This is a genomic window from Xanthobacter sp. AM11, from assembly GCF_047444035.1.
GTDB lineage: Bacteria > Pseudomonadota > Alphaproteobacteria > Rhizobiales > Xanthobacteraceae > Xanthobacter.
In genome coordinates, this window is the sequence record NZ_JBLAOA010000001.1 from 3,136,244 (window position 1) to 3,151,210 (window position 14,967).

The following is a 14,967-nucleotide window of genomic DNA, read 5'->3' on the forward strand; positions in this document are numbered from 1 at the left end:
ATCTATCGTCGGCCCGCGGGGAGCCGCTTCAGCGAACCACGAGGAGCAGCATCGGCGTCGTGGCCGGATCAGGCCGCGCGGGCGAAGGGCGCCGGCTCGCTCGGCTGTTCCATCTGCGTGGCGCTGAGCAGGCGGCTCTGCACCATCTCGGCGATTTCGAGCATCTCATTGTTCCAGGCCAGCGCCGCCTGCTGCAGGAAGGCCGCCTCGCGGGTCATCAGCGCCGAGGGGTTCTGCTCGTGCGACAGCTCGGTGAAAAGCTGCACCTGCTCCTGCATCTGGCGACCGACGAACTGCTGGAGATGGGAGGTCACCGCCACCGGGCAATCCACGAAACAGTTCTTCCACATGGCGAAAGGCCAAGCGACCGGCGGGGTGCCGGCGGTGAGGGCACGCGCAAGGCCCTGGAACATGACGGAATCGTTCATGAGCATCACTCCCTGGATCGGTGGCCCCCATCCGTTGCCGGAGGATCGTATCATGGACCGGATTGCAGCATCACCCGCCTGCGGCGTGCCCGCCTTGCGAAAGGTCAAATGCCTTGCAATTGCGTTGGGCCAAGATCACATGGCGTCCCGGCGCCTATGGCGGCGGGACGCGCTTTGCCCGCGCGGTTTCCATGTCTCGCAGGCCGGCAGGTTCCGGCAGCTGGGCAGGAGGCGCGGGATGTTCCAGGGTCAACGAATCGTGAGATGGATTGTGCCATCACGAGGATGAAGCCCGCCTGCCCGGGGAGAGAGACGAATGTCCCAGTTGCCGCACGGCTTTCGCAAGGTCCGCATGGAGCTCGCCCGCGAGAAGGGCCACCCCGAGGGGGCGCGCAATTTCGGCTACAGTTTCGTGGCGCCGCTGGACGAGGCCGGCCGCATCGACCCCACCTTGTGGGCCAAGCACCGCGACGTGTGCCGGGTGGTGAAGTTCCGCCCCGACGAGGCCGACGAGGTGGGCCATCTGGTGCGCCGCCCCGGCGGCAGCTGGGCGTTCCGCTATGACATCGCCGGCACCGACGACGACGAGGCGGGCTACCGCTTCGGCGACGAGCGCTTCGAGGTGGGCGAATATGTCTCCGTGCATGAGGACGACGAGATGCACACCTTCCGCGTGGTCTCGGTGGAGGCCGCCTGAGGCCGCTTCCCGTGTCCCGGGCGCCGGGCGCGCTCAGCCGGCCGGCAGGCGTGGCGGCGGACGGCCGGCCTCCAGCAGGAGGTCGCTCTCGTCCTTCAGTTCCACGCCCGTCACCTGCCGCTGCAGCGCCGCGCGTACGTGCCAGGCGAGCTTGAACGCCGCCAGGTCATGGGCCAGCCCCTCCGGCCGCACGTTGGAGATGCAGTTGCGCTCCGCATCGCTGCGGCCGGGCCTCGGATCATAGGTGAGATAGAGGCCGAGGCTGTCCGGGGAGGACAGCCCCGGCCGCTCGCCCACCAGCAGTACGCAGGCCCGCGCCCGCAGCAGCCCTGCCGCCTCGTCCCCCAGCGCCACCCGCGCCTGCGATGCGATCACCACCGGTGAGAGGCTCCAGCCCTCGCTTGCGATCCACGGCTTGAAGGCGGCAAGGAACGGCCGCGTCTGAGCATGGATGGCGGCGGAGGAAAGCCCGTCCGCCACCACCAGCGCAATGTCCACCGGATCACCGGCCGCGGCGGCGAGGCGGGCGTGGCTCTCGGCGTCGAGGCGGCGGCCGAGGTCGGGCCGGCGCAGATAGGCGTCGCGTGCCGGCGCGGCGCTGGCCACGCGCAGGGTGGAAAAGCCCAGCTCCCGCACATCCGCTTCCACCCGGTCGGCGTCGAAGGGGGTGTGCACGGCGTCGCGCGCCTGCGCATGGGCGAGGGCGAAGCGCAGCACCTCCTGCGTGGGCAGGCTGGCGCCGGTGCGGCCCAGGGCGATGCGGGCGGGGGTGTGGCGGGAGAAGCCGAACCAGGGGTCGCGGGCGATCATGCCGCGCGCTCCGCGACGAAGCCCAGGAGGGGATGGCCGGCATCGGCCGGCAGCAGCCGCCCGTCGGCGCCGGTCACCGCCATGCGCTCCAGCCACGCCTCGAATTCCGGCGCGCGCCGCAGGCCCAGCACCTCGCGGATGTAGAGGGCATCGTGGAAGGAGGTGGACTGATAGTTCAGCATCACGTCGTCGGCGCCGGGAATGCCCATCACATAGGTGACCCCCGCTGCGCCAAGAAGAGTGAGCAGCGTGTCCATGTCGTCCTGGTCGGCTTCCGCGTGGTTGGTGTAGCAGACATCCACCCCCAGCGGCACGCCCAGCAGCTTGCCGCAGAAATGATCCTCCAGCCCGGCGCGGATGATCTGCTTTCCGTCATAGAGATATTCGGGGCCGATGAAGCCCACCACGGTGTTCACCAGCAGCGGATCGAACGCCCGCGCCACCCCATAGGCCCGCGCCTCCAGCGTCTGCTGGTCCACTCCGTGATGCGCCCCGGCGGAGAGGGCAGAGCCCTGTCCGGTCTCGAAATACATGGCGTTCTGGCCGATGGTGCCGCGCTTCAGCGTGCGGGCGGCATCGGCGCCTTCCGCCAGCACCTTGAGGTCGATGCCGAAGGAGCGGTTGGCGCCTTCGGAGCCGGCGATGGACTGGAACACCAGGTCCACCGGCGCGCCGCGCTCCATCAGGGCGATGGAGGTGGTCACATGGGTCAGCACGCAGCTTTGGGTGGGAATGTCGTAGCGGGTGATGATGTCGTCCATCAGCCGCAGCAGCCGGTCGATCACCGGCAGGCTGTCGGAGGCGGGATTGATGCCGATCACCGCATCGCCGCAGCCATAGAGCAGCCCGTCGAGGATGACCGCGCACACGCCCGCGGCGTCGTCGGTGGGGTGGTTGGGCTGCAGCCGCACCGCCATGGTGCCGGGCAGGCCGATGGTGTTGCGGAAGCGGGTGACCACCCGGCATTTCTTCGCCGCCAGGATGAGGTCCTGGTTGCGCATGAGCTTGGAGACGGCGGCCGCCATCTCCGGCGTGAGGCCCGGCGCCAGGCGCGCCAGCACGTCGGACGTTGCCTGATCGCAGAGCAGGAAGTCGCGCAGATCGCCCACCGTCATGGCAGAGACCGGGGCGAAGGCGGCGGCGTCGTGGCTGTCGAGGATGAGCCGGGTCACCTCGTCCGTCTCATAGGGAATGAGCGCCTCGGAGAGGAACGCCTTCAGCGGCACCTCGGCCAGGCACATCTTCGCCGCCACATTCTCTTCCGCCGTGGCCGCGGCGATGCCGGCGAGCATGTCGCCCGAGCGCGGCGGCGTCGCCTTCGCCATCAGCTCCTTCAGATCGGCGAAGACGAAGGATTTCGTGCCGATTCGATGGACATGGGCCATGGGCGCTCCGCAGGCTCGGGACAGGAACGAGGTGTCCCTCTCATGCAACAAATATGCCCTACAGGAAAGGTGTCCCCTATTTGGGAACGCCGTTGATGATGAAGAGGGCGTTCAGGAACTGGTCCGGCGGGAACTTGCCGAAACTGCGGGCGTAGATGTCGCGGATGCGCTCGGTGCGGTAGAGGTCGGCCAGCGTGGTATCCACCAGCAGGCGGAAGCTCTGGTCGCCGCGGGGCAGGGCGAGGGCGTAGGTTTCGAAGGTGAAATACTGGTCCGAGAGGCTCAGCTTGGTGCCGTAGGGGCTGTTGATGATGAGATAGTTGAGGATGCCGCGGTCGCCGAAATAGGCGTCCAGCTTGCCGTCCGCCAGCTGGCGCAGGCCGTCCGGGTGGTCCGCCACGGCCACGATGTCGGCTGTGATGCGCATCTGGCCCAGGGTGGAGCGCAGCGTCTCCTCGGTGGTGGTGCCCTTCAGCACGCCCACCTTCTTGCCCTTCAGGTCTTCCAGCCCCTTCACCGGCGTGCCGCGGGTGACCACGCCGGCGCCGTCGAGGAAGGTGGGCAGGGAGAAGTCCACCAGGCCGCGGCGCGACATGGTCATGGAGGTGGGCTCGCACAGGATGTCGATGCGCCCGTCCCGCACCGCCTCGAAGCGGTCGGAGGCGGTCACCTTCACATATTCGATGGGCAGCGTCTGGAGCTTCAGGGCGCGCTTCACCCCGTCCGCCACCTCGCGGCACAGGTCCACGATATAGCCGGAAGGCTGCCCGTTGGCGGCGGCGTAGGAATAAGGCGGGGCGAAGTGGCGGTAGCCGATGCGGAAGGGCTCGCCGCGCGTCACGCGGTCGAGGGTCTGCGCCTCAGCGGGGCTGGCGCCTGCGGGAAGGAGGGTGAGCAGGGCCAGCGCGGCCGCGATTGCCCGGATGATGTGCCTGTGAACCCAGGACGCGGCTTCGGACGTCTCTTCGGACATGGTTTCCCCCTGCCGCCTTTGTGCCGGCGCGCGCCGGTGATCTTGCCACCAGGGCGGGAGAATGGCCAAGGCCTGACGCCTGCGGCCGAACCGCAGCGGGGTGCGCCCCCGCGCCGCCGCCGCGCGACTTTGCCGCGCCGCTTCCGTGCCGGGGCCGTTTATTATATTCATGTGGATATAGGATAGGCCGCCAGCCCATTGCGCCGGCGCGCGCTTTCGGGGGATTGCAGATGAACGGATTGCTTGACCGGCGCCAGCTGCTCGGTGTGCTGGCCTGCGGCGCGGCCGGGGCGCTCGCCGCGCCTGCGGGGCCGCTGTTTGCGGCGCCCGCCCGGGGCCTGGAGATTCTGGGCGCGCCCAATGCCTCCACCATCGTGCTGGTGCGCCTGCTACAGTCCGGCGGGCTGGATGCGGCGGCGCCGGGCGCGACCTTCCGCCTCTGGCGCGACACGGACGAATTGCGCGCCGCCATCGTCTCCGGCCGCTCCGGCCTGTTCTCCACCCCCACCCATGTGCCGGCCAATCTTGCAAACCGCGGCCTGCCGCTGAAGCTTTTGGCCATCCTCTCCATGGGCCACTTGTTCGTCGTCTCGTCCGACGAGAGCATCCGCAGCTTCACCGATCTTGCCGGCAAGAGCCTTGTGGGCTTCTTCCGCAACGACATGCCCGATCTCGTCTTCCGCTCCATCGCCCGCGGCCATGGCATGGACCCGGACAAGGACATGACCATCACCTATGTGCGCACCCCCATGGAGGCGGCGCAGATGCTGGCCGCCGGGCGCGCCACCACCGCCGTCCTCTCCGAGCCGCCGGCCACCGCCGCCATCATGATGGCCCGGAAGGAGGGGCGCATTCTCAACCGCGCCATCAGCCTGCAGGAGGAATGGAAAAAGCAGCACAACGGCCTTGGCCTGCCCATGGCCGGCATCGCCATTCACGAGCGGCTCATCGAGGAGTGCCCGGAGCTGCTTGCCGCCTTGCGCAGTGGCCTTAAGCCGGCGAAGGACTGGGTGATGTCGGACCGGGAGGCCGCCGCCCAGCTCGCCGAGCAGCGCATGGACATCAAGGCACCCATGTTCGCCGCCTCCCTCGCTCATTTCAATGTGGTAGCGGAGGGCGCGGCGCAGCTGAAGCCGGGCCTCGTGGCCTTCTACGAGGCGCTGCTGGCCCTCAGCCCGGACACCCTGGCCGGCCGCCTTCCGCCCGACAGCTTCTATCTCGATCTGTGAGGCGCCGGTGAGGGCTGAACGCAGGGGGAGTGCGCGCCTGCTGCCGTGGACGGCGGCCGGGCTCGCGCTCCTCGCCGCCGCCTGGCAATGGGGCGCCGTGGCCTTCGGCCCGTTCGTGCTGCCGACCCTCGCCGAGACCGCACGGGCGGTGGTCCGGCTGGTGGCGAGCGGGGTGGCGGCGCCGGCACTTCTGGAGACGGCGGCGCACGCTTTGGGCGGCTGCCTGGCCGGGGCCGGGGTGGGCCTTCTGGTGGGCATGGCCGGCGGGCTGCTGCTGCCGGTGGGGGCCATGTCGCGGCCGGTGTTCACCGCCTTGCTGGGCACCCCGCCCATCGCCTGGGTGGTGCTGGCGCTGCTGTGGTTCGGCCCCGGCGGCATGGCGGCGGCCTTCACCGTGGCCGTGACCGCAGCGCCCATCGTCTTCCTCGCCGCCTTGCAGGGCGTACGCAGCCGCGACCCGGCGCTCACCGAGATGGCGCGGCTCTACCGGGTGCCGCCGCTGATGCGGCTCACCGACCTGCTGCTGCCGTCGCTGGCGGATTTCCTGGTGCCCGCCTTCGCCACGGCGCTGGCCTTTTCCTTCAAGGTGGCGGTGATGGCCGAGGTGCTCAGCGGGGCGGACGGGGTGGGCGGCGGCATCGCCACCGCGCGCGCCCATTTCGACCTGCCGCAGACCATGGCCTGGATCGTTATGGCGGTGGCCGTGCTGCTCCTGGCGGATGCCCTGCTGCTGGTCCCGCTGCGCAACTGGCGCGCCGTGCGCGGCGCCGGCGCGGGCGTGCCGGCCGGGGAGGGGTGAGGATGCTGGCGCTGGAGGGACTTCACCTCGGCTTTGCCGGGGCACCGGTGCTGGCGGACATCCACCTTCAAGTGCGTGCCGGCGAGATCGTGGTCCTGCTCGGCCCCTCGGGCTGCGGCAAGACCAGCCTGCTGCGGGTGGCGGCGGGGCTGGAGACGCCGCAGGCCGGGCGGGTGGCCAACGGCTTTTCCCGCACCGCCATGGTGTTCCAGGAACCGCGCCTCCTGCCCTGGGCGGATGCCTGCGAGAATGCCGCCTTCGGCCTGAAGGCGCGGGGCCTGGAGCGGGCGCCGCGGCGGACGGCGGCGGGGGCGATCCTCGCCCGTTTCGGCTTTTCCCCCGCCGACCTTGCCCGGATGCCGGCGGAACTCTCCGGCGGCATGCAGCAGCGCGTCGCCATCGCTCGCGCCTTCGCGCTGGAACCCGAGCTGGTGCTGATGGACGAGCCCTTCTCCGCGCTCGACGTGGGCCTGCGGGCGGACCTCCAGGGCCTGCTGCGTGCCGAGGTGGAGGGCATGGGGGCGGCGGTGCTGTTCGTGACCCACGACATCATCGAGGCGGTGCGCCTCGCCGATCGCATCGTGGTGTTCTCGCCCCGGCCCGCCCAGGTGGTGGCGAACCTGCCGCACGTGCCCCTGCGGCGGGAGGCGGCGCCGGGCGCCGTGTTCGAAGCCGCCGCCGCCCTGTTGCGCCGGCCGGAGGTGGCCGGCGCCCTCGCTCCGGCGGGGGCGGGCCAGCCCTTGCGCGCGCCGCTGCCCGAGCCCCTGCCGGTGGGCCCCTGAGCGCGGCAGGCGCCCTGGTGGACGGCGCTGGGCTCCACTTCGCCGGCTATGTTGTTGAAGAGAGACGGACCCCGACCAAAGATGCTAGCAGGTCCTATCCGCCGGGGGGCGGACTGGAGCGGTGGCCGTCGGGGGAAGCGATGCGGGGGATGTGGGACACCTGGCAGTTCTGGGCGCTGGCCGCGGCGCTGTTTGCCGGCCTCACCGCCGTGCTCGGCAAGGCGGGGATCGAGGACATCAACGCCGACCTCGGCAACCTCATCCGCAACTTCATCATATTCCTGGTGGTGCTGGTGATGGTGGCGGCGCAGGATTCCTGGGAGCCGGTGAACGACGTGCCCATGAAGTCGTGGGTGCTCATGACCCTCTCCGCCCTGGCGACGGCCGCGTCCTCCATCTGCCTGTTCCGCGCGCTCAAGCTCGGCGATGCCGGGCAGGTGGTGCCGGTGGACAAGCTGAGCGTGGTGATCGCGGCCTTCCTGGGCGTGGCCTTCCTGGGCGAGAAGCTGAACGTCTACGACTGGACCGGCATCGCCCTGATCACGGCGGGCACGATCTTCGTCTCCCTCACCTGATGCGCGGCCGGGGGGCGTTGCGCACCGGGGCATCGGCGGGGGTGGCGCGCTGCACCCGCTCGGCGAAGCGGGCGATGGCATCCTCCTCCAGCGTGCGCTGGATGGCCTTGGCCGCCACCACCCCATCGGCCATGGAGGTGACGCAGCACGGGTGCATGCGCTGGGCGATTTCGCCGATGGCATAGAGGTTGGGCACCGAGGTTTCGCAATCGGCGCTGGTTTCCACGAAGCCGCGGGCGCTGCGGGCCAGGGCGAGGTGGCGGGCATAGGGCAGGTAGGGCTCCCAGCCGTACAGCACCACCACGCGGTCGAAGCTGCGGCCGGCCACCTCGGGAATTTCCGGCGCGGTGGGGTAGGGGCCGATGCGCACGTCGGCCGGCGGCACCTTCTCCAGGAACTCGCGGCGGGCGCGGATGGTGCGGGCGAAGATGGTGATGCGCGCCGCCCCGCGCTTGCGCACGAAGATGTAGTTTTCGAAGGCATTGTCGCCGCCGCCGAGGATGGCCACCGACTGGCCCTCGAAATCGGCATTGAACATGGTCCGTCCGGGGCCGATGAGCACCTGCTCGGAAGCGGCGAAGCCGCCCTTCACCGGCCGCACGCCCGAGGCGAGCACGGCGGTGCGCGCGGTGATGGTTTCCCCGCCCGCGGTGGTGGCGCGGAAGCCGCCCTCCACCACCTCCAGTTCGGTGACCGCCTCGCCGAGGCGGCAGACGATGTCATGCTCCAGCACGTGGCGATGGATGTCGGCCGCCACCTCGAAGCCGGTGCGCTCCAGCACCGAGGCGATCCATTTGTTGGGGTAGGGATTGTCGTTCTGCAGGCCGCCCAGAGCGAGCCGCCGCTCCACGATGCAGGGCCGGAAGCCAAGCATCTTCAGCCACAGGGCGCACGAGGCTCCGGCCGGTCCGCCGCCGATGATCACCGCGTCGAACATGTGCCGCCGATTTGCTGGTTCATCGCCTCTCAGCCGTCCGCCAAGCCTTCACAGTGCCGCCTCGGGGCCGGCTTGTCCAGAATCGGCCGGCCCACCGGCGGCTCCCGGTCGGCGACGAGGGAGGACCGGGCAGGCGACGGGGTGAAGGTGGCCGCGCAGCAAGGCGCCGCACCTGTTCGATGTCGCGGCGGGACGTTCAGCAGACGTAGCGGCGGTCATGGATGCCGCCGAGGCTCCCGCGCGGGCGTGGACGGAGCCGACGATGCTGCGGTCTGGCGGGCTGCGGGCTTTTTGGGGGGCAGCTTCATGGCCGCAGTTTGCGGTGGTACAGGTGGGTGGGCTCGAACCACCGACCTCCGGTTCCACAGACCGGCGCTCTAACCAACTGAGCTACACCTGCACGCGCCCGGCACACGTCCCTGGAAGGGGGCGCCAAGAAGAGCGCGGAACCTACGCGCGACGATCGGCAATTTCAAGAGGCGGAAAGCGCGCCTTCCCAAGCAATCTTCATCCATCCTCCCGCCGCCCGCCGATGCGGCAGCCCATCGCCCGTGCAGCCGGCGCCGGGGCCCCATCGCGGAGGCCGCCCCGGCAGGCTCATGGATGGCGGCGCTCAGTTGAGCCCAGCGGCAGTGTCCTGCCCGGTGGTCAGGGTCTCCACCTTCGACATGATGGAAACCCAGGCCCTGTGCTCTTCGACCTTTCCGCCGATCTCGAAGCTCTCCGCCATCCTGGCGGCGAATGCCACCCCTTCCTCGCCATACTGCTCGGCGATGATGAAGGCGGTCCGCCAGACATCTGCTTCCGATACCATGGTCGGCTCCGTTCGCTTTTGGCCGCTTCGGCGCGCGCCGATCCCCCTGCATCGCAAGGAGACCAGGGCGCGCATGGTCGTCGTCAGGGTGAAGCGTTCCACGCTTCTGGAATTGTCACAAATCCAACACCAGCAGGTCACCTTTGGCACGCGAGACGCACGCCAGGAAATAACCCTGCGCCTTCTCCTCGGCCTTCAGGCGCTTGTCGCGATGGTCCACCTCGCCTTCCAGCACCTTCACCTTGCAGGTGCCGCAGGCGCCCTGCTCGCAGGAGGTGGGCACCTTCACGCCCGCTTCCTCCAGTGCCGCGGTGACGGAGCGGTCGCCGGGGATCTTCACCACCTTGCCCGAAGACGCGATCTTCACGTCGAACACCTTGTCGAGCAGCGGCGGCGCGGCCTTTGCGGTGAAGCGCTCCACATGGATGCGGTTGACCCCGAAGCCCCGCTGCTGGGCATTGGCGATGATGGGGTCGAGCCACCAGTCCACGCCGCACAGGAACAGGTGCGTGTCGTCCGGTCGGTCCGCCAGCAGGGGCAGGGGGTTGAGGCGAGGTTCCGTGGCCTCGAAATAGAAGGTGGTGTTCTCGGCATAGGCCGAGGCCTCGATGGTGGCCTGGAACGAACCGGGAGAGCCGCCAGCAAAAAGATAGTGGAATTCGAAGGGGATGCCCTTTGCCTTGAGGTGGTCGGCGATGCTCAGCACGGGCGTCGCGCCGATGCCGCGGGCAAACAGCAGGGCACGCTTCACGTCGCGGGGGACGGCAAAGCGGTTGCGGGGCGTTCCCACCTGCAGGCGGTCGCCCTCGTTCACCGACTGGAACAGCGCCTTGGAGCCGCCGCGGCTGTTGGCATCCTTCCAGACGCCGATGACATAGCGGTGGCGTTCGCTGGCGCTGTTGCACAGGGAATATTGCCGCACCAATCCACCGGGAATGGCGACGTCCACGTGCGACCCGGGGGTGAAGGCCGGCAGTTCCTCCCCCTCGGCGGGCACGAGTTCGAAGGAAACCATGTTCTCGGCCTCGACCGTCTTGCGGGCCACGACCACCGGGTGCAGGGCATCGTCCGACATCGCATCCTCTCCATCGGTACGTAACGCTTCCGAAAGAGGGTCAAGCAAGCGCGGGGCCAACTCGGTCGGTGTCGGCGGGTCGGGGTGAGCCGCATCGGGGCAGGTAACGCCCCCGGGCGCCGGCAGGCGACCCGGTACCACGGCCTGTGCACAGGGGCAGAGCCGGGCTGCGGAGGGCTCAGGCTGGCTTCGGACCGGTGGGGATGCCCGCTCTGTGCCGGTGCCCGGCCCGGGCTTCAGGCATGGCCAAGCGGGGCGGAGCGCTTCGGCTCCACCCCGCCGGATGTCCGGTGCGCGTCAGTGCGTGAAACGGATCATGCGCGCTTATAGACATCCTCCAGGCGCACGATGTCGTCCTCGCCCAGGTAGGAGCCCGTCTGCACCTCGATGAGCTCCAGCGGAATGCGGCCGGGATTGGCGAGGCGGTGCACGTTGCCGATGGGGATGTAGGTGGATTCGTTCTCGTGCACCGTGAACTTGTGGTCGGCCAGGGTGACCTCGGCTGTGCCGCGCACCACGATCCAGTGCTCGGCGCGGTGGTGGTGCTTCTGCAGCGAGAGCACGCCGCCCGGAGCCACCACGATCTTCTTCACCTGGAAGCGGTCGCCCAGGCACACTGTCTGGTAGGTGCCCCAGGGGCGGTGCACGGCGCGGTGCACGTCCGCTTCGTTGCGGTTGGACTGCTTGAGGGCGGTGACGAGCTGCTTCACGTCCTGGCTGCGGTCGGAAGGCATCACCAGCACGGCGTCGTCGGTGGCCACCACGGAGATGTTGTCGAGGCCGATGGCGGCCACCAGCGGCCCGTCCGAGCGCACATAGCTGCCGGTGCTGTCGAGCAGCATCACCGAGCCCTGCACCACATTGCCGTCGGCGTCGGTGGTGCCCACCTCGTGCACAGCATCCCACGAGCCCACGTCGGACCAGGTGAAGGTGCCGCGCACCACGGCGGCGGACGACGTGCGCTCCAGCACCGCGAAGTCGATGGACTTGGCCGGCGCCGCCTCGAACGTCTTGGGATCGAGGCGGATGAAGCCGAGGTCCTCCACCGCCAGTTCCAGCGAGGCCACCGCATGGGCGGCGAGGTCGGGCTCGTAGGCGCTGGCCTCGGAGATCAAAAGGCCGGCGGGGAAGACGAAATTGCCCGAATTCCACAGATAGCCGGCGTCCACATAGGTCTGCGCGGTGGCGGCGTCGGGCTTTTCCACGAAGGAGGCCACCTTGTAGGCGCCCGCCACCGTCAGCGCGTCGCCGAGCTTGATGTAGCCATAGCTGGTGCGTGGAGAATCGGGGGTGATGCCGAAGGTGACGATGTGGCCCAGCGCGGCCGCCTCGGCGGCGGTGGCGACGCAGGCGCGGAACTTGTCGGTCTCCAGCATCACATGGTCGGAAGCCAAAGCGAGGACCAGCGTCTCCGGGCCGTAGCGGCGGGCCACGTAGGCCGCTGCCGCGACGAGGGCGGGCGCGCTGTCACGCCGCGCAGGCTCCAGGATGATGGTGGGGGTGACGCCGATCTCCGCCGCCTGCCGCTGCACGTAGAAGCGATAGTCGCCGTTGGTGACCACCACGGGATCGTGGAATTCGGCACCGGGCGGGGTGCGCAGCAGGGTTTCCTGGAACAGCGTCTTGTCGGAGGTGAGCGCGATGAACTGCTTCGGCAGGGCGCTGCGCGAGAGCGGCCACAGGCGGGTTCCCGTTCCGCCGGCGAGCACCACAGGGACGATCTTCATCTCGATCCTCGCAGAACCGTTTTGGCCGCCATCGGCCCGTTGCGGCGCTAGCATTGACACACTGCACACAAGGCGTCCAGCAGCTCGATCTAAAGGTGTTATGCAGCAATCTTCCAACCCTCGCAGCGCGGCGAGTTTCATCATTCTTTCAATCGTTGCAGGCCTGTTGCCTATCTTTCTGCATTGCAGCAGAACCGATCATGTCCTATAGAACGAATGGGTAATCTTCGCGTCGTTCAATCGGGTTGCGGAGTTTCATATGTCGTGGCTGGGACTGGCAGGGGGCGGACGACATCCGCGCACGCAGGACGCGTTTGGTCTTGTCGTCGTGCCAGGCGGCATTCCTCACCGCGATGCTGCTGCGTTCGCTCGCGGCGCTTTTTTGGATCTTGATTTCTCCGCCGCTGGCTTCGGGGCCTGCGTCACGGGCTCCGCGCCTCGCCAACCCGTGCGTTTCGCGTGAGCGCGTGCCACCAGCAGGCGGCGGCTGGCTGCACGGCGGGCTTGCGCGCTGATGCGGGCATGGCCCGTGATGTCCGCGGCGGGACGGGTGTCCGGTGTGCCGGCTCACCCGTTTTCTTTCGGGCGCCTTGCGCACGGCGTCGTTCCATGTTCATCGGCGGCAACGCATCATCCCGGCATGCCCGGAGGGGTGGTTCGTGCCCCATTCTCCTTCATTCTGCATGACAAGCGGCGAGGTACACATGACGTCCCAGGTCCCGTCCAACGGCAAGGTCGCTCTAATCACCGGCGTCACGGGCCAGGATGGCGCCTATCTCTCGGACCTGCTGCTCGAGAAGGGCTATACCGTCCACGGCATCAAGCGCCGTTCGTCGTCCTTCAATACGGCGCGCATCGAGCACATCTACCAGGACCCGCACGATCCCGATCCGCGCTTTATTCTTCACTATGGTGACATGACGGATTCGACGAACCTGATCCGTGTCGTGCAGCAGTGTCAGCCGGACGAGATCTACAATCTTGCGGCGCAGAGCCATGTGCAGGTGTCGTTCGAGACGCCGGAATACACGGCCAATGCGGACGCCATCGGTGCGCTGCGCCTTCTGGAGGCCATCCGCATCCTTGGCCTCGAGAAGAAGACCCGCTTCTACCAAGCCTCCACCTCCGAGCTTTACGGCCTGGTGCAGGAGGTGCCCCAGTCGGAGACGACGCCCTTCTATCCGCGTTCGCCGTATGCTGCGGCCAAGCTCTATGCCTACTGGATCGTGGTGAACTACCGCGAGGCTTATGGCATGCACGCCTCCAACGGCATTCTCTTCAACCACGAGAGCCCGCTGCGCGGCGAGACCTTCGTGACCCGCAAGATCACGCGGGCGGCGGCCGCCATCAAGCTCGGCCGCCAGGCCAAGCTCTATCTCGGCAACCTCGATGCCAAGCGGGACTGGGGCCATGCGCGCGAATATGTTCGTGGCATGTGGCTAATGCTGCAGCAGGACGTGTCGGACGACTATGTGCTCGCCACTGGCGAGACCACCCCCGTGCGCACCTTCGTGGAATGGGCGTTCGAGGACGTGGGGATCGCGCTCGAATGGCATGGCGAGGGCATTTCGGAGAAGGGTGTCTGCAATGCCACCGGCAAGACGCTGGTGGAGGTGGACCCCCGCTATTTCCGTCCGACCGAGGTGGACCTGCTCATCGGCAATCCGGCAAAGGCTCATTCCAAGCTGGGCTGGACCCACGAGACGCCGGTGCGTGAGCTGGCACGCGAGATGGTGCAGGAGGACCTGCGTGTGATGGAGACGGCGACCATCATGAAGGAGGCCTGAGATGGGCGCCTATTCCCTCTCGGGCAAGCGAGTGTGGGTAGCGGGCCATCGCGGGATGGTCGGCTCCGCCATCGCGCGCCGTCTGGAACGGGAAGGGAGCGAGGTCGTCGTCGCTTCCCGCGCCGAGCTGGACCTGAAGAATCAGGCCCAGGTCGCCGCCTGGGTGGAAAAGACGAAGCCGCAGGCGGTATTCCTTGCCGCGGCAAAGGTGGGCGGTATCCTCGCCAATGACAGCTATCCGGCGGACTTCCTCTACGACAATCTAATGATTGAGGCCAACGTCATCGAGGCCTCCTTCCGGACGGGCGTGGAGAAGCTGCTGTTTCTCGGCTCCTCCTGCATCTACCCCAAGTTTGCCGAGCAGCCGATCGTGGAGGACTCGCTTCTAACCGGTGCGTTGGAACCCACCAATGAATGGTATGCGGTGGCCAAGATTGCGGGAATCAAGCTTGCGCAGGCCTATCGCAAGCAGCATGGCTGCGACTTCATCGCTGCCATGCCGACCAATCTTTATGGGCCGGGCGACAATTTCAACCTCAGTTCAAGCCATGTGATGCCGGCGCTGATCCGCAAGGCCCATGAGGCGAAGCTGCGGGGCGACAAGGAAATCGTCATGTGGGGCACCGGGACCCCGCGGCGCGAATTCTTGCATGTGGACGATTGCGCCGACGCGTGCGTCCACCTGATGAAGGCCTATTCCAACTTCGGGCATGTGAACGTGGGCTCGGGTGAGGACATTACCATCATGGAGCTGACGCAGCTCGTGTGCGAGGTGGTGGGTTTCGAAGGCGCATTGGTGCACGACCTCACCAAGCCGGATGGAACGCCGCGCAAGCTCATGAGCGCCGACAAGATCCGCGGGCTTGGCTGGAAGCCGTCGATCGGGCTTCGCGACGGACTGGCGGCGACCTATGAGTGGTTCAAAGCGCATGCAGCCTGATCGCCACAG

The 14,967-nt window shown here is 68.1% G+C and carries 15 protein-coding genes and 1 tRNA gene; 7 read left to right on the plus strand and 9 right to left on the minus strand.

Annotated features, from left to right (window positions below):
- Positions 1 to 68 precede the first annotated feature (68 nt).
- A complete protein-coding gene (locus ACI7BZ_RS14395; RefSeq protein ID WP_414117867.1) occupies positions 69 to 428 on the minus strand; it encodes a hypothetical protein in 360 nt (119 codons plus the stop codon).
- A 316-nt stretch (positions 429 to 744) separates the two neighbouring features.
- Between ACI7BZ_RS14395 and ACI7BZ_RS14400 the strand changes: the two genes are divergently transcribed.
- Entirely contained in the window at positions 745 to 1,125 is a 381-nt protein-coding gene (locus ACI7BZ_RS14400) for a hypothetical protein (protein WP_414117868.1), read from the plus strand.
- A 33-nt stretch (positions 1,126 to 1,158) separates the two neighbouring features.
- Here ACI7BZ_RS14400 and eutC read toward each other — a convergent pair whose 3' ends face one another.
- From eutC to ACI7BZ_RS14415, 3 genes are all read right to left on the minus strand, one after another.
- Positions 1,159 to 1,935 (minus strand): ethanolamine ammonia-lyase subunit EutC, encoded by a 777-nt coding sequence (gene eutC / locus ACI7BZ_RS14405; RefSeq protein ID WP_414117869.1) that lies wholly within the window; start codon positions 1,933 to 1,935, stop codon positions 1,159 to 1,161.
- The gene (locus ACI7BZ_RS14410) at positions 1,932 to 3,320 is read right to left on the minus strand and encodes an ethanolamine ammonia-lyase subunit EutB (RefSeq protein ID WP_414117870.1); all 1,389 of its coding nucleotides are present in this window, start codon (positions 3,318 to 3,320) and stop codon (positions 1,932 to 1,934) included. Before ACI7BZ_RS14410 ends, eutC begins: the two co-directional genes overlap by 4 nt.
- A 76-nt stretch (positions 3,321 to 3,396) precedes the next feature.
- Positions 3,397 to 4,293, minus strand: coding sequence for an amino acid ABC transporter substrate-binding protein (locus ACI7BZ_RS14415; protein WP_414117871.1), 897 nt, complete (start codon positions 4,291 to 4,293; stop codon positions 3,397 to 3,399).
- A 230-nt stretch (positions 4,294 to 4,523) separates the two neighbouring features.
- Between ACI7BZ_RS14415 and ACI7BZ_RS14420 the strand changes: the two genes are divergently transcribed.
- From ACI7BZ_RS14420 to ACI7BZ_RS14435, 4 genes are all read left to right on the plus strand, one after another.
- Positions 4,524 to 5,522 carry an ABC transporter substrate-binding protein gene (locus tag ACI7BZ_RS14420; protein WP_414117872.1) on the plus strand — a complete coding sequence of 333 codons (999 nt, stop codon included), beginning with the start codon at positions 4,524 to 4,526 and terminating at the stop codon, positions 5,520 to 5,522.
- A gap of 7 nt (positions 5,523 to 5,529) precedes the next feature.
- Positions 5,530 to 6,321: an ABC transporter permease gene (locus ACI7BZ_RS14425; RefSeq protein WP_414117873.1), complete on the plus strand. Its 792-nt coding sequence runs from the start codon at positions 5,530 to 5,532 to the stop codon at positions 6,319 to 6,321.
- Positions 6,322 to 6,323: 2 nt separating this feature from the next.
- Positions 6,324 to 7,103, plus strand: a complete 780-nt coding sequence (locus tag ACI7BZ_RS14430; RefSeq protein ID WP_414117874.1) for an ABC transporter ATP-binding protein — start codon at positions 6,324 to 6,326, stop codon at positions 7,101 to 7,103.
- Between the two features lie 149 nt (positions 7,104 to 7,252).
- Positions 7,253 to 7,678, plus strand: coding sequence for an EamA family transporter (locus ACI7BZ_RS14435; protein ID WP_414117875.1), 426 nt, complete (start codon positions 7,253 to 7,255; stop codon positions 7,676 to 7,678).
- On the opposite strand, the gene ACI7BZ_RS14440 is transcribed toward ACI7BZ_RS14435, so the two are convergent.
- The 5 genes from ACI7BZ_RS14440 to ACI7BZ_RS14460 form a co-directional block, all read right to left on the minus strand.
- Complete coding sequence (locus ACI7BZ_RS14440) at positions 7,671 to 8,615, minus strand: NAD(P)/FAD-dependent oxidoreductase (RefSeq protein ID WP_414117876.1); 945 nt, start codon at positions 8,613 to 8,615, stop codon at positions 7,671 to 7,673. The genes ACI7BZ_RS14435 and ACI7BZ_RS14440 overlap by 8 nt on opposite strands.
- Positions 8,616 to 8,938: 323 nt before the next feature.
- Positions 8,939 to 9,015 (minus strand) — tRNA-His (locus ACI7BZ_RS14445).
- 213 nt (positions 9,016 to 9,228) lie between these two features.
- Positions 9,229 to 9,429 (minus strand): hypothetical protein, encoded by a 201-nt coding sequence (locus ACI7BZ_RS14450; RefSeq protein WP_414117877.1) that lies wholly within the window; start codon positions 9,427 to 9,429, stop codon positions 9,229 to 9,231.
- A 115-nt stretch (positions 9,430 to 9,544) separates the two neighbouring features.
- Positions 9,545 to 10,504, minus strand: coding sequence for a PDR/VanB family oxidoreductase (locus tag ACI7BZ_RS14455; RefSeq protein WP_414117878.1), 960 nt, complete (start codon positions 10,502 to 10,504; stop codon positions 9,545 to 9,547).
- A gap of 314 nt (positions 10,505 to 10,818) precedes the next feature.
- On the minus strand, positions 10,819 to 12,231 hold the full coding sequence (locus ACI7BZ_RS14460) for a mannose-1-phosphate guanylyltransferase/mannose-6-phosphate isomerase (protein WP_414117879.1): 1,413 nt from the start codon (positions 12,229 to 12,231) through the stop codon (positions 10,819 to 10,821).
- Positions 12,232 to 12,935: 704 nt separating this feature from the next.
- Here ACI7BZ_RS14460 and gmd point away from each other — a divergent pair.
- Complete coding sequence (gmd, locus tag ACI7BZ_RS14465) at positions 12,936 to 14,018, plus strand: GDP-mannose 4,6-dehydratase (RefSeq protein WP_414117880.1); 1,083 nt, start codon at positions 12,936 to 12,938, stop codon at positions 14,016 to 14,018.
- Position 14,019: 1 nt separating this feature from the next.
- Entirely contained in the window at positions 14,020 to 14,958 is a 939-nt protein-coding gene (gene fcl / locus ACI7BZ_RS14470) for a GDP-L-fucose synthase (protein ID WP_414117881.1), read from the plus strand.
- The last annotated feature ends 9 nt before the right edge of the window (positions 14,959 to 14,967 follow it).

Excerpts from the sequence above, each read along its gene's own strand:
- ACI7BZ_RS14395 (WP_414117867.1), bottom strand. The coding sequence starts at position 428 with ATGAACGATTCCGTCATGTTCCAGGGCCTTGCGCGTGCCCTCACCGCC.
- ACI7BZ_RS14400 (WP_414117868.1), top strand. The coding sequence starts at position 745 with ATGTCCCAGTTGCCGCACGGCTTTCGCAAGGTCCGCATGGAGCTCGCC.
- eutC (WP_414117869.1), bottom strand. The coding sequence starts at position 1,935 with ATGATCGCCCGCGACCCCTGGTTCGGCTTCTCCCGCCACACCCCCGCC.
- ACI7BZ_RS14410 (WP_414117870.1), bottom strand. The coding sequence starts at position 3,320 with ATGGCCCATGTCCATCGAATCGGCACGAAATCCTTCGTCTTCGCCGAT.
- ACI7BZ_RS14415 (WP_414117871.1), bottom strand. The coding sequence starts at position 4,293 with ATGTCCGAAGAGACGTCCGAAGCCGCGTCCTGGGTTCACAGGCACATC.
- ACI7BZ_RS14420 (WP_414117872.1), top strand. The coding sequence starts at position 4,524 with ATGAACGGATTGCTTGACCGGCGCCAGCTGCTCGGTGTGCTGGCCTGC.
- ACI7BZ_RS14430 (WP_414117874.1), top strand. The coding sequence starts at position 6,324 with ATGCTGGCGCTGGAGGGACTTCACCTCGGCTTTGCCGGGGCACCGGTG.
- ACI7BZ_RS14435 (WP_414117875.1), top strand. The coding sequence starts at position 7,253 with ATGTGGGACACCTGGCAGTTCTGGGCGCTGGCCGCGGCGCTGTTTGCC.
- ACI7BZ_RS14440 (WP_414117876.1), bottom strand. The coding sequence starts at position 8,615 with ATGTTCGACGCGGTGATCATCGGCGGCGGACCGGCCGGAGCCTCGTGC.
- ACI7BZ_RS14450 (WP_414117877.1), bottom strand. The coding sequence starts at position 9,429 with ATGGTATCGGAAGCAGATGTCTGGCGGACCGCCTTCATCATCGCCGAG.
- ACI7BZ_RS14455 (WP_414117878.1), bottom strand. The coding sequence starts at position 10,504 with ATGTCGGACGATGCCCTGCACCCGGTGGTCGTGGCCCGCAAGACGGTC.
- ACI7BZ_RS14460 (WP_414117879.1), bottom strand. The coding sequence starts at position 12,231 with ATGAAGATCGTCCCTGTGGTGCTCGCCGGCGGAACGGGAACCCGCCTG.
- gmd (WP_414117880.1), top strand. The coding sequence starts at position 12,936 with ATGACGTCCCAGGTCCCGTCCAACGGCAAGGTCGCTCTAATCACCGGC.
- fcl (WP_414117881.1), top strand. The coding sequence starts at position 14,020 with ATGGGCGCCTATTCCCTCTCGGGCAAGCGAGTGTGGGTAGCGGGCCAT.